General features: G+C 42.9%; 12 protein-coding genes. 2 read left to right on the forward strand and 10 right to left on the reverse strand.

The genetic code is table 11. The features are described 5' to 3' along the window. Positions 1-11 precede the first annotated feature (11 nt). The 6 genes from QUF78_RS26760 to QUF78_RS26785 all read right to left on the reverse strand — a co-directional run bounded on the left by QUF78_RS26760 (position 12) and on the right by QUF78_RS26785 (position 7518). A complete protein-coding gene (locus tag QUF78_RS26760) occupies positions 12-662 on the reverse strand; it encodes a TetR/AcrR family transcriptional regulator (RefSeq protein WP_289327069.1) in 651 nt (216 codons plus the stop codon). Between the two features lie 115 nt (positions 663-777). Continuing rightward, positions 778-1917, reverse strand: coding sequence for an acyl-CoA dehydrogenase (locus QUF78_RS26765; protein ID WP_289327070.1), 1140 nt, complete (start codon positions 1915-1917; stop codon positions 778-780). Between the two features lie 28 nt (positions 1918-1945). After that, positions 1946-3076: an acyl-CoA dehydrogenase gene (locus QUF78_RS26770; RefSeq protein WP_289327071.1), complete on the reverse strand. Its 1131-nt coding sequence runs from the start codon at positions 3074-3076 to the stop codon at positions 1946-1948. 37 nt (positions 3077-3113) lie between these two features. Next, positions 3114-3965, reverse strand: coding sequence for a 3-hydroxybutyryl-CoA dehydrogenase (locus tag QUF78_RS26775; protein ID WP_289327072.1), 852 nt, complete (start codon positions 3963-3965; stop codon positions 3114-3116). A 31-nt stretch (positions 3966-3996) separates the two neighbouring features. Continuing rightward, entirely contained in the window at positions 3997-5187 is a 1191-nt protein-coding gene (locus QUF78_RS26780; RefSeq protein ID WP_289327073.1) for an acetyl-CoA C-acetyltransferase, read from the reverse strand. Between the two features lie 201 nt (positions 5188-5388). Then, positions 5389-7518, reverse strand: a complete 2130-nt coding sequence (locus QUF78_RS26785) for a (Fe-S)-binding protein (protein WP_289318256.1) — start codon at positions 7516-7518, stop codon at positions 5389-5391. 302 nt (positions 7519-7820) lie between these two features. On the opposite strand from QUF78_RS26785, the gene cls reads away from it, so the two are divergent. Both cls and uvsE read left to right on the forward strand, forming a co-directional pair. Continuing rightward, entirely contained in the window at positions 7821-9023 is a 1203-nt protein-coding gene (gene cls, locus QUF78_RS26790; protein ID WP_289327074.1) for a cardiolipin synthase, read from the forward strand. 28 nt (positions 9024-9051) lie between these two features. Next, on the forward strand, positions 9052-10005 hold the full coding sequence (uvsE, locus tag QUF78_RS26795) for a UV DNA damage repair endonuclease UvsE (RefSeq protein WP_289327075.1): 954 nt from the start codon (positions 9052-9054) through the stop codon (positions 10003-10005). A gap of 52 nt (positions 10006-10057) precedes the next feature. Here uvsE and argS read toward each other — a convergent pair whose 3' ends face one another. The 4 genes from argS to speE all read right to left on the reverse strand — a co-directional run bounded on the left by argS (position 10058) and on the right by speE (position 14164). Beyond that, positions 10058-11728: an arginine--tRNA ligase gene (argS, locus tag QUF78_RS26800; RefSeq protein WP_289327076.1), complete on the reverse strand. Its 1671-nt coding sequence runs from the start codon at positions 11726-11728 to the stop codon at positions 10058-10060. A gap of 3 nt (positions 11729-11731) precedes the next feature. Further along, on the reverse strand, positions 11732-12172 hold the full coding sequence (locus QUF78_RS26805; RefSeq protein ID WP_289314282.1) for a YwiB family protein: 441 nt from the start codon (positions 12170-12172) through the stop codon (positions 11732-11734). A 271-nt stretch (positions 12173-12443) separates the two neighbouring features. After that, positions 12444-13322, reverse strand: a complete 879-nt coding sequence (gene speB / locus QUF78_RS26810; protein WP_289327077.1) for an agmatinase — start codon at positions 13320-13322, stop codon at positions 12444-12446. A 14-nt stretch (positions 13323-13336) separates the two neighbouring features. Then, positions 13337-14164: a spermidine synthase gene (speE, locus tag QUF78_RS26815; protein WP_053348438.1), complete on the reverse strand. Its 828-nt coding sequence runs from the start codon at positions 14162-14164 to the stop codon at positions 13337-13339. Positions 14165-14196: the final 32 nt, after the last annotated feature.

Here is a 14196-nt window from a genome sequence, read left to right on the forward strand (position 1 = left end):
TTGGCTCCTCCTTATTGAAACATATTTATATCAGTGCTTTTCTGAAGCGATACATTTTGAATCAATAATTGCGTCTGCAGTTCAACATACTCTTGAAGCGTATACTGTTTATGCAAAGCCCATCTTCTAAAACTCCACATCTGTCCCTGAACGAAAATGTTATGTGAAACAAGGCTTATTTGTTTTTCAGTCAAAAACAGCTCCCCATTCTCAACACATTTCGTTATCACCTTTTCGAACATGCCTACCATCCGAAGTTCCTTGTTCAGAACATAAGGTAAGGCATCTTTCGTCAAAGCTTTCACTTCCTGATACATCACCAGCACTTCGTCCTGCATATCATCCATCACTTTATAAAAATAGGCGATCGTCAGCTTCAAACTTTCAAGTGTCCCATCACTCTGTTCTATTTCTTTCTGAAGCTTTTCCTGGACTTCATCATAGATAAAGTCACAGACGAGATATAATATATCTTCCTTGGTTCGGATATACTCGTATAACGTGCCGATACTAAAGCCGGCCGCTTTGGCGATTTCCCTGGTAGTCGTACGATGAAATCCCTTTTCCTTAAAAAGGGTCACCGCTCCTTTAATCATTTGTGTACGCCTTTTTTCAACCAGCCGCTCATCCTTTACAGATGCAAGAACCTCTCTTTTTTCCATTTTCAAACTCCTTTTAGAAAGCCCATCATTTAATTACCAAAGACATTCTTCCGAATAAATTGAAAAGGGAATTCCGGTAAGGGCAGTGCCTTATCGGAAAACCTCAGTTTCAATCCTATTTAGTAACCATCCGTGAGATGACCAGCTTTTGAATTTCCTGTGTACCTTCGTAAATCTGGGTTATTTTCGCATCGCGCATATACCGCTCTACTGGATAATCTTTTGTATATCCATAACCCCCGAAAACTTGGACGGCTTCTGTCGTCACTTTCATTGCTGTATCCCCGGCAAAAAGTTTGGACATGGCCGACTCTTTTCCATAAGGAAAGCCCTCTGATTCCAACCAGGCAGCCTGATAGGTTAATAGCCTGGAAGCTTCAACACCTGTTGCCATATCCGCCAATTTAAAACCGATTCCTTGCTGTGCAGAAATTGGCTTGCCGAATTGGACGCGCTCTTTTGCATAATCAACTGCGGCATCCAATGCACCTTGGGCTATGCCTACTGCCTGGGCAGCAATTCCATTCCGTCCGCCATCAAGCGTCATCATTGCAATTTTAAAGCCTTCCCCTTCTTTTCCAAGGAGATTTTCTTTAGGAACTCGGCACTCATCAAAGATGATTTCCGTGGTCGGTGATGAACGGATTCCCAGCTTCTTCTCTTTTTTACCAACACTAAAACCAGGGAAGTCCTTTTCAACGATAAAGGCACTCGTTCCTTTTTGTTTGGATTTTGGATCTGTCAATGCAAACACGACATATGTATCCGCAATCCCGCCATTCGTAATGAAGATTTTTGAACCGCTGATAATATATTCATCACCTACAAGCTTTGCAGTCGTTCTCATACCGCCTGCATCTGAGCCTGAGCTGGGTTCAGTCAGGCCGTATGCACCGATTTTTTCACCCTGTGCCATCGGGCGAAGGTATTTTTGTTTTTGTTCTTCAGACCCAAATTTATATATTGGCCATCCTGCGAGCGAAGTATGGGCTGATAAAGTCACCCCAGTAGAAGCGCAAACGCGGGAAAGTTCCTCAATCGCTATGCAATACGCTAAGTAATCACTTCCAATTCCGCCGTATTCCTCAGGCCACGGAATCCCAGTCAATCCAAGTTCAGCCATTTTATCGAAGATCTCACGGTCAAACCGTTCTTCTTCATCCCTCTCGGCAGCTGTCGGAGCCACTTCATTCTGGGCAAAGTCGCGGACCATTTTTCTGATCATTTCATGTTCTTCCGTTAATTTAAATTGCATGGCTATGCCCTCCAAAAATTTATCGTAATTATAGATTCTTACTGATGACCATTCTCTGTATTTCGCTGGTACCCTCATAAATTTCAGTTACCTTTGCATCCCTGAAATAGCGTTCGACCGGATATTCCGTTGTATAACCATAGCCTCCGAAAACTTGGACTGCTTCTATCGCCACCTCGACAGCCGTCCTCGAAGCGAATAGCTTAGCCATGGCCGCCTCTTTACCGCACTTCAATCCATGCGAGCGTAAATAAGCCGCCCGATAGACCAGTAGCCTTGAAGCTTCTATGCCCGTTGCCATTTCAGCCAGTTTGAAACCAATCCCTTGCTGTTTGGCAATAGGTTTGCCGAATTGCACCCTGCTTTTTGCATATTGGACGGCATGTTCCATGGCACCCTCAGCAATTCCCAGCGCTTGGGCAGCAATCCCGATCCTTCCCACATCCAAGTTGGCCATTGCGATCTTAAAGCCTTCACCTTCTTCGCCAAGGAGATTGGCTGCAGGGACTTTCATATCCTCGAACGTTACCTGCACGGTGCTCGAGCCATGAAGGCCCATTTTACGTTCATCTTTACCGATGATTAAGCCTGGGGTTCCTTTTTCCACGATAAAAGCTGATATTCCCTTGCTTCCCATCTGCGGATCGGTTGAGGCAAAAACAATGAACACATCAGCTTCCCCGCCATTTGTGATGAATACCTTTGATCCATTTATTCGATATACTCCGTCTTCCTTTACCGCCTTTGATTTCAAACTCGCAGCATCCGAACCTGAGCTTTGCTCAGTTAAGCAAAAGGCGCCAAGAAATTTACCAGCAGCTAACTTAGGCACATATTTTTGCTTCTGCTCATCCGTTCCAAAATAAACGATTGGATTTGTGCCAACAGAAGTATGAACGGACAGTATGACACCGAGAGTGGGACTTACTTTGGAAATCTCATTGATGGCGATGATATAAGACATAAAGTCCATACCCGTGCCACCGTATTGTTCCGGGATAGGGATTCCCATCAAACCAAGCACACCCATTTTTTGCAGTATCGTTTTTGGAAATTCGCCTCTTTCCATTGCCTCGATATGAGGGGTAATCTCATTCACCGCAAAGTCGCTTACCATCTTCCGTATCATTTCCTGTTCTTCGGTAAACTTGAAATCCATTCCTTCACTCCTTCCTAGGTGCAAATTCTTTCTATGATTAGTTATATTCGTAAAAGCCGCGTCCTGATTTCTTGCCTAGCCACCCAGCTTTTACATATTTCCTTAACAGCGGACACGGTCGATATTTATCGTCACCCAGTCCTTGGTGAAGGGTTTCCATTATGTATAAGCATGTGTCGAGCCCAATGAAGTCAGCTAGTGTAAGCGGGCCCATCGGATGGTTCATTCCCAGCTTCATTACATCATCGATCGCCTCTTTAGTAGCGACGCCCTCGTAAAGTGTATAGATGGCCTCATTGATCATCGGCATTAAAATCCTATTCGCTACGAAACCTGGAAAATCATTGACTTCCACCGGTACCTTGTTCAAGGTTTCTGCCATCTTTTCAACTTCTTTATAAACTTCATCCGATGTAGCAAGGCCACGAATGATTTCAACCAGCTTCATGACTGGAACGGGGTTCATGAAATGCATGCCAATTACCTTTTCAGGCCTTTTCGTGGCTGCGGCTATCTCGGTAATCGGAAGCGAAGAAGTGTTGGATGCAAGAATGACGTGCTGTGGTGTGATTTCATCCAACTCGGCGAATATTTTTGTTTTAATTTCCATATTTTCCACTGCAGCTTCAATTACTAAATCCACCGCTGCTGCATTTTTCAAATCCGTCGATGACGTCAAGCGGGAAAGGATTGAATCTTTCTCCTCGGATTCCATTTTCCCTTTTTCAACTTGCCGGGAAAGGTTCTTGGTGATTGTCCCTAATCCCTTTTCTACATACTCATCTTTTAAATCGTGTAAAAGAACTTCATAACCGCTCATTGCACAAACCTGGGCAATGCCAGCTCCCATCTGTCCCGCACCAATGACCATCACTTTTTGAATGCTCATGAAAACCCCTCCTCAATAATCTATGAAACTATCATCCTTGTTTCGGCACTTCGATTAAAATGGCATCTCCCTGACCGCCGCCACTACAGATCGCTGCGATGCCCAAACCTCCTCCGCGACGTTTCAATTCATGCATCAGTGTAATGATGATGCGGGCACCACTTGCACCGATTGGGTGACCTAATGCTACAGCCCCTCCGTTAACATTCACTTTTCCCGGCTCGATGTTGGCAATTTTCCCACTTGCCAGTGCAACCGCTGCAAATGCTTCGTTCACTTCAAACAAATCAATTTCCTCTATCGATTTACCTGTCTTCTTCAGGAGTTCATTTATGACCAAACCTGGCGTTTTAGGGAAGTCCTTTGCTTCCACTGCAACTTCTGCATGAGCTAAAATATAGGCAAAAGGCGTTTTCCCTTCTTTTTCCGCACGTTCCTCACTCATCAATACGAGTGCACCTGCCCCATCATTGACACCCGGAGCATTACCAGCCGTAATGGTCCCCTCATTATTGAAAGCTGGACCTAATTTAGCTAACTTCCCGGCAGATGTATCTTTTCTTGGGGCTTCATCATGTTCGATGGTAATTGGTTCGCCTTTTCGCACAGGCACCTGTACGGAAATGATTTCTTCTGCAAGAATACCGCCATCGATTGCTTTTATCGCCTTTTGATGACTCTCGTAAGCCCAGCTATCTTGTTCCTCACGGGTGATTTCAAGATCCTCGGCAGTACTGTTTCCGTAAGTCCCCATATGAGCGCCTGTAAAGCTGCAGCTAAGTCCATCCGAAATCATGGTATCCTTCAGTTCGCCATCACCCATCCTTAGTCCCCACCTTGCTTTCGGAAGGATATAAGGCGCATTGCTCATCGATTCCATTCCGCCGGCAACAATGATTTCTTCTTCACCAAGGCGAATGATCTGATCAGCAAATGTGACACTGCGAAGTCCTGATGCGCATACTTTATTAATGGTTTCCGTTTTCACTTCCCAAGGCAACCCAGCATGACGTGCTGCCTGGCGGGAAGGTATTTGTCCTTGGCCCGCTTGAAGCACATTCCCCATGATGACCTCGTCTACTTCGCTGCCTTCAATCCCTGCCCGAACAAGTGCCTCTTTGATTGCAATTCCACCAAGTTGTGATGCCGTCAAACTGCTAAGACCACCGCCAAATTTACCAAAAGGTGTTCTCACACCGCTAATAATCACTGTTTTTGCCATCATTATTTCCCCCTATAAGTAACATTGATTGAACGCTCGCTCAATATGGAGTTAAAAAAATAGTGTTGTAAGCGCTTAATATCATACTATATTATACAATTTTCCCAAAAATGAAAATATTTAGTTTGTAAATATTGAAAAAAATTACCTGCTTCCATTTATTTCATCCCATATAGAAGAAGCAGGCAATTCCATTTTAAATTAGGATGCAATCGATTTATTTTCACCAATGACCGCTTTTTCGAGTAGTTCTGCTACATCATACGTTTTAACATTTTCCTCAACTTCTTTTGCTTTCGTCCCATCAGATAGCATGGTCAGGCAATAAGGACATCCGGAACTGATCACTGTTGGACTGACGGCTAGTGCTTGTTCAGTACGGGCCACATTAATGCGGTTACCCGTTTCCTCTTCCATCCACATCAAACCGCCTCCAGCTCCACAGCACATACCCTTTTCACGGTTACGCTCCATCTCGATAAGCTTCACACCATCAATGGATTGTAAAATTTCACGCGGCGGGCTGTAAACTTCATTGTACCTTCCCAAGTAACAGGAATCGTGGAATGTAATGGTCTCATTCACCGGATACTGTGGCACCAACCTGCCTTCACTAACAAGTTTGGCTAACAATTCAGTATGATGGTACACTTCCGCTTCCAATCCGAAATCCGGATACTCATTCTTAAAGATATTGTATGCATGCGGATCGATCGTAACGATTTTCTTTATTTCATTCTTTTGGAATTCTTCTATATTTTTCATTGCAAGTTCCTGAAAAACAAACTCATTACCCAATCGACGAGGAGTATCCCCTGAGTTTTTCTCCTTATTTCCGAGAATCGCAAACTTGACGCCCGCTTCATTCATTAATTTAGCAAAGGAAAGGGCAATTTTCTGGCTTCGGTTATCGTACGACCCCATTGAACCCACCCAGAATAAATACTCGAATTCTTCTTCTGCCTTTTGTAATTCCTTCACGGTAGGGACGCTAACATCTTCCCGAAGGCTGCGCCAATCTTCTCTCTCTTTACGGTTCAGTCCCCACGGGTTTCCTTGACGTTCAATATTTGTCATGGCACGTTGAGCATCAGGATCAAGCCTGCCCTCTGTCAACACTAGATAACGGCGCATATCGATGATTTTGTCGACATGTTCATTCATTACCGGGCATTGATCTTCACAGTTCCGGCATGTGGTACAAGCCCAAAGTTCTTCTTCCGTAATGACTTCACCAATCAAGCTCGGGCTGTAAGCTTCCGTTGCTGCAGCTGATTCCTGCGCCCCCTGCGCGGCACCAGCCAAAGCTATCTTATTTCCCTTGTTATTTCCAAAAACAAAAGATGGTACCCATGGCTGCTTCGTTGTAACAGCCGCGCCTGTATTTGTTAAATGGTCACGCATCTTGATGATGATATCCATTGGTGACAGCATTTTACCGGTACCTGTAGCCGGGCACATATTCGTACAGCGCCCGCACTCCACACAGGCATAGAGGTCCACCATTTGATACTGCGTCAAGTCTTCGATATATTTGGCACCGTAATATTGATTGCCTTCTTTGTCGAGGACCTCTTCTTCCAAATCAACCGGTTTCAATTTCCCTGGATTGTCCAGGCGATTCAGGAATACATTTATCGGACCGGCAATCAAGTGAGCATGCTTAGATTGCGGGATATAAACAAGGAAAGATAGTATGATCAGTAAATGCAGCCACCAAGCTACATAAAAAACTACTGTTGCTGCTGTTGTTCCCATCCAGCCGAATAGGAAAGCGATGCTTGATGCGACTGGCTCTGACCAAGTTGCATCGTGACCATGCCAGATCATTCCCATTCCATTCCCCAGTAATACGGTAATCATGATACCGGTAATGAAGATGACAACCAAACCTGCTTTGAAATCCCTTTTCAAGCGAACGAGCTTCTCGACATAACGACGGTAAGCCGCCCATAGGATTGCAACAAGAACGGTAAGCGTCACAATTTCCTGGAAGAAAGTAAAGGCTGGATAAACAGGGCCAAACGGTAAATGCCACCCCGGTCTTAAACCTTTGACGAAAAAGTCAATTGCGCCAAATTGCACTAAGATGAAACCATAAAATAACAAGGCATGAATGATTCCGCTCTTTTTATCCTTAAAGAGCTTCTTCTGTCCAAATACATAAACCCCTATTTTCACAAGACGATCTTTCACACGGTTATCGAATTCCACTTTTTTGCCAAGTTTTATATAAGCTATACGAGTTTTTATCAAATAGACAAATAAACCGGCGGCGTAAGCGATTACAAGCAGGAATGCAACTAAGTTGATCCATAGTAAGCCATTCATTTCCATGCAGTCTTTCCCCCCTCTAAGTAAATTGTAAATGCCAGGTAACCATTTAAATAAAATAGAAAAATGGCATTTTTCTGAAATTTGATTAATTCCATTATATAATGAATGAGCATTCAGTCAACTTTTTTCTTTCTAAAAAAAATTTAGTTTTATGCACTTTAATGTATAATTCGACAATTCCGTAAATTCCCCTTCTGTATTCTAAAAAAAATGAGGACCTTTTCCCCCGCTTTTTAATGGTTACTAACAGGGAATTTGAGCCAAACTAAAATGAAATCATTTAGGGGGGATTTTTTTTGAAAATAATCACTAAGCTTGCCTCTATATTTTTATTGATCTTCACTTGGTGCTGGGTTGATCTTAAGTTAGGGCATAAGCGTTATATGAAACAGGCAACCACCGTTAAATATCCGCCTCGGAACAGTGACATGACTGTATTCACTTCAGGGAAAATCCTGTTTGATGATTTTATGAAAGAGGTCAAGCAAGCTAAGGATTCCATCCATATCCTTTTTTATATTGTAAAAAATGATAAATTCAGCAAGGACTTTTTGAATTTACTGCAATCAAAAGCGGAAGAGGGCGTGGAAGTGCGGCTTTTAGTCGATTGGGTAGGAGGTAAAAAGATGTCCCGTAAATCCATTCAGGAACTAACTAAAAGCGGCGTTCATTTTTCTTTTAGCTTTAAACCGAAACTCCCCTTCCTTTTCTATACAATACAAAAAAGAAACCACCGTAAAATTACAGTGATAGACGGCAAAATCGGCTATCTTGGCGGCTTTAATATCGGTAAGGAATATATAAACCAAGGGGAGAAGCTGAACCCTTGGAGAGATTATCATTTGAAAATGACCGGAGAGGGGGTCAAGGACCTTCAGGAAGTCTTCCTCACGGATTGGTTCCATGATACAAACGAGGATTACAGGGGAACACCTGCCTATTTCCCGACACTGAATCCTGGGTCGCAGGCAAATCAGGTTGTCGTCATGAATGGAAGTGATCTTGAATTGTCCATGACACGATTGATACAGCAAGCCAATAAAAAGATCATTATCGGGACTCCATACTTCATTCCCAGTGAAACTTTATTTCACGAATTAAGGGAAGCCCTTGCACGCAATGTTTCCGTTACGGTCATCGTGCCCGAAAATTCAGACCATGCCCTTGTCAAGGAAGCTTCCTTTCCCTACTTTCGGGTACTATTAAAAGAAGGGGCAGAAATCATGCAATTTCAAAAAGGGTTCTACCATTCCAAAGTGATACTGATTGATGATACAATCTGTGATATCGGTACGGCTAATTTTGATAAACGCAGTTGTTTTTTAAATAGTGAAATCAATTGTCTGGTATTTGACCCGACATTCATAAGAGATGTAGAAAAGGAATTGGCGGTCGACCTAGCTGAATCCAAGCCATTAAGCGGGGACGCGCTATCCTCCATGAATGTAGTCCGTTCAGTAAAAGAATCGTTGGCTTCCATCCTTTCCCCTTTTCTTTGAAATCCCGTTGTTCAAGGAGAAAAATATAATGAAAATAAGATTTGGTTTCGTATCCAACGCCACCTGTTTATGGGAAGCTTCTCCAGCTAAAACACTTACTTTCAAGCGATATAGCACACTTGGCACGGAAAAAGGGATGGAAAAACTCCTGAGTGTGACACGGCAGAACATTGAAAATACCTTAAGGGTCCTTCAATATAACACCGCCCACCAAGTAGAAATATACCGGATGTCCAGTTCCATTGTGCCTTTAGCCACACATCCCGAAATAGAATGGGATTTCGTGACTCCTTTTAAAAAAGAGTGGAAACAGCTTGGGGATTGGGTTACTGCACACAAGATGAGGGTCAGTTTTCACCCCAATCAGTTTACGCTGTTTACCAGCCCTAAACCCGAGATTACACAAAATGCCGTAAAAGATATGGAGTTCCATTATAAAATGCTGGAAGCAATGGGCATTGCGGACACCTCTTTCATCAATATCCATGTCGGTGGGGCCTATGGTGATAAAGAGTCCGCCATAGTAAGGGTTCATGACAACCTTAAATCGCTTCCTATGCATGTCAAGGAAAGAATGACTTTGGAGAATGATGATAAAACGTATACAGCATCTGAAACACTGAGCGTATGTACAAGGGAAGGCATCCCACTTGTATTCGATTACCACCATCATCTCGCAAACCTTTCAGATGAGCCGCTTAACGAGCTGCTCACCGAGGTGTTCACCACTTGGAGTCAGGCAGGGGCGGTACCAAAGATTCATATTTCATCCCCAAAATCGGCAGGTGAATTTCGCTCGCATGCAGATTATATCGATTTGGACTTTATCATGCCCCTTTTTAAAGTTCTTAAAGAGCTTGGACAGGACGTGGATTTCATGATCGAGGCCAAGATGAAGGACCGGGCAATGCTGCAGCTGATTGAAGATATATCTAAGGTTCGTAGTGTAAAAAGGGTGAGCGGCGGTGCAGTCGAGTGCTAATTAACCTAAAAAAAAAAAGCGGCTGTTTCGCTAGAAACAGCCGCTTTTTCCATTACATTTTTTCCGGTGCCGAAACCCCGATTATAGCTAATGCATTCTTTAAAGTAATTTGGACGGATTTAACCAGTCCTAGACGTGCCTTACTTCTCTCCAACTTTTCAACATCCAAAACCTTATCGGCATTGTAGAAGCTGTGGAATGTGGAAGCGAGGTCGAATATATAATTCGTCATGCGGTGAGGCATACGTTTTTCGGCTGCTTCCGCTATTGCCTGCGGGAATTCACCTAACTTCTTCAAAAGCTCCACTTCTTTTTCAGTAGAAAGGGAAGAGAAATCAGTGATTCCTTCATAGCTGATCCCTTGTTCCACACCTTGGCGTAAAATGCTGGAAATGCGGGCGTGAGCATATTGTGCATAATAAACCGGGTTATCATTGGATTGTGATACCGCAAGATCCAAATCGAAGTCCATATGAGTATCCGCACTTCTCATCGCAAAGAAATAACGTGTTGCATCCAGTCCTACTTCCTCAATAAGATCACGCATCGTAACTGCTTTACCAGTACGCTTACTCATCTTCATTTTCTCGCCATCCTTGTACAGGTGAACAAGCTGGATGATTTCCACTTCAAGCTGCTCACGTTTGTACCCTAACGCTTCGATCGCTGCTTTCATACGCGGGATATAGCCGTGGTGGTCCGCACCCCAGATATTGATCAACGTTTCAAAGCCGCGCTCCAATTTATTCCGGTGATAGGCAATATCAGGTGTCAGATATGTGTAAGACCCATCCTGTTTAATAAGCACCCGGTCCTTATCATCGCCTAATTCCGTAGAGCGGAACCATGTAGCCCCTTCTTCCTCATAGACATGGCCCCTTTCCCTCAACACTTTGAGGGCTTCATCAATTTTACCGTCTTCATATAGGGATGTTTCCGAGTACCATACATCAAATCCGACACGGAAATTTCCCAAGTCCGTTTTCAATTTTTCCATTTCATATTTCAAGCCGTACTCACGGAAAAATTCAAAACGTTCCTTTTCATCCGCATTTACATATTTATCCCCATATTCACTTGCGAGCGTTTTACCGATTCCAATGATATCTTCGCCATGATAACCGCCCTCAGGCATATCCTTTTCGAGGCCAAGTGCCTGGAAATAACGGGCTTCTATGGAAATGGCCAAATTATTGATTTGATTACCTGCATCATTGATGTAGTATTCACGTGAAACATCATAACCTGCTTTAGACAGGATATTACATAACGTATCACCTACTGCTGCACCACGGGCATGACCTAGATGGAGATCACCGGTCGGGTTCGCGGAAACGAACTCCACTTGGATTTTTTCACCTTTTCCAAAGTCACTTTCCCCATATGCTCCATCCACTTTCAAAATGACAGGAATCAATTCTGTCAAATAAGAATTATTCATGTAGAAGTTTATGAAACCTGGTCCTGCAATTTCTATTTTTTCAATGGACGCTTTTGAATTGTCAAAGTTTTCGATGATTGCTTCTGCTATCATTTTGGGTGCTTTCTTTGCAACCTTCGTTAATTGCATGGCCATATTCGTGGAGTAATCTCCGTGTGTTTTATCTCTTGGAAGTTCCAATACAACATTTGGAATCTGCTCTTCCGTTGCTAAACCAGCTTTAATGACCGCCGCTTTAATTTCTTCTTTCAGTTTTTCCTGTACCTCTTTTACTATATTCATGTGCTATGCTTCCTCCTTATAGGAAATCGTCATCTCATATTGACCGGGTTCGCTTCCCTGCATATGTAACGTATATTTAAGAACAAGTTTCCCTTGTTTGGACTGCTCATCCCATTGATGATGAATTTTCTTCGTGGTCGTCCGTAACCCTAACCTGCCATATATACTTTCATAATGTCCATTTGTCGCTTCCTGTAGGCGGAAAAGCTGCCTCATTTTAATGGCACCATTTCTAAGCAGGATCGTTTCATCCTTTTTGTGCTTGATGGTCGTTTGTGTTTGACCGACTTCACTTTCCTCTTTATATTGCAAATATAAATCTGAACCTTTATACATTTTTGTACCAAATGTGACCAGCTCATACGTTTCGGTTTCTGAGCCATGCTTGATTTTTGTCTGTAAAGTCACTTTAATAGCATGCTTATCTATATCATGAAGAGTCAAAGCTACACTTCCTTCATCATGTCGTTCTTAACTTTATAAGTATAAATACTCTTCAAGGAAGTTTCAACTTGGAGCGGAAAATAAAATGTAATTCCAAAAAATTGAGGATAAACTGTCGAAATCATCTTGTTGCAATTCATTTGATTTTAACGCAATAATGACTCCATTGGGTGGAATTAAAAAAGAGTCAATCAGGTGTAAATTCTTTTCAGGGATGGATAAAAAAAGACCATTCCTGCTAAAAAACAGGAACAGTCAAGTCTTCCATCCATTAACCTTTTTGAACCCAACCTAAAATCATTTCGCGAATCAGCTTGCTCGCCGTGTTCGCTGTCTGCTCGGATGGGTCATAAATCGGTGCAACTTCAACTAAATCGCAGCCGACTACATTAATTTCAGATCGGGCTATCTCATGAATCGAAGCTAAAAGCTCTTTTGAAGTGATGCCCCCACAATCTACGGTGCCCGTTCCTGGCGCATGCGCTGGATCAAGAACATCGATGTCGATCGTTACATATACAGGACGCCCTGCTAACTGCGGCAGTACTTCTTTAAGAGGTTCAAGAACTTCAAATTTAGAGATGTGCATGCCGTTTTCTTTTGCCCATTGGAATTCTTCCTTCAAACCGGAACGGATGCCGAAAGAGTATACATTTTTCGGACCGATAAGCTCCGCGGATTTGCGGATGATGGAAGCATGGGAAAGTGGTTCTCCCTCATAATCCTCACGTAAATCTGTATGGGCATCCATATGGATGATGGCCATATCGGGATACTTTTTGTACATGGCTTTGATGACAGGCCATGTGACAAGGTGTTCGCCTCCCATCCCCATTGGGAACTTACCTGCATCCAACAAGCTGTCGACAAATTTTTCAATCATATCGATGCTGCGCTGCGGATTACCAAATGGTAATGGGATATCTCCGGCATCAAAGAATTTAACTTCTTCTAATTCACGATCTAAATATGGGCTGTACTCTTCCAAACCAATCGAAACTTCTCGAATCCGGGTAGGGCCGAAGCGGGAACCAGGACGGAAACTTACGGTCCAGTCCATCGGCATACCGTATAGCACAGCTTCAGATTCTTCAAAAACTGGGTGGCTTTTAATGAATACATTGCCTGAATAGGCTTCATCGAATTTCATGGTCCACGCCTCCCTTATTTCACTAAATCTTGAACGAATTTAGGCAGAACGAAAGCTGCTTTATGAAGTTCTTTTGTATAATATTTCGTTTCGATTTCATGAAAACGGTCTTCCGTCACTTCTAATGGATTATATTTTTTCGACCCGATCGTGAACGCCCAAAGGCCGCTTGGATACGTCGGGATATTCGCTAAATAAAGGCTAGTGATTGGGAATATTTCTTTTACATCACGTTGTACATCACGAATTAAGTCTGCTTTAAACCAAGGATTGTCTGATTGTGCCACAAAAATCCCATCTTCTTTCAAAGCTTTGGAAATCCCGGCATAAAAACCTTTAGTGAATAAATTGACAGCAGGTCCAACAGGTTCAGTTGAGTCGACCATGATCACGTCATATTCATTTTCACTTTTGGCGATGTGCATGAAGCCATCCCCCACTTGTACGTCTACACGCGGATCTTCAAGCATGCCTGCAATTTCAGGCAAGAATTTCTTTGAGTATTCGATGACTTTCCCATCGATATCCACCAATGTAGCTTTTTTTACGCTTGGATGCTTCAGGATTTCACGGATAACTCCTCCGTCCCCTCCGCCAACAACCAAAACGTTTTCTGGATTAGGATGAGTGAATAAAGGAACATGGGCTACCATTTCATGGTAAACGAATTCATCGCGCTGTGAAGTCATTACCATGTCATCCAACAATAGCATATTGCCCCACTCTTCCGTTTCAATCATATCCAGCTTTTGAAACTCAGTTTGCTCCGTATGTAAAGTACGATTCACTTTCATCGTAATACCAAAATTCTCTGTTTGTTTTTCAGTAAACCAAATGCTCATTTATTAACGCTCCTTTTCCATTTCATATTGTC

Source organism: Peribacillus sp. ACCC06369, from assembly GCF_030348945.1.
GTDB lineage: Bacteria > Bacillota > Bacilli > Bacillales > DSM-1321 > Peribacillus.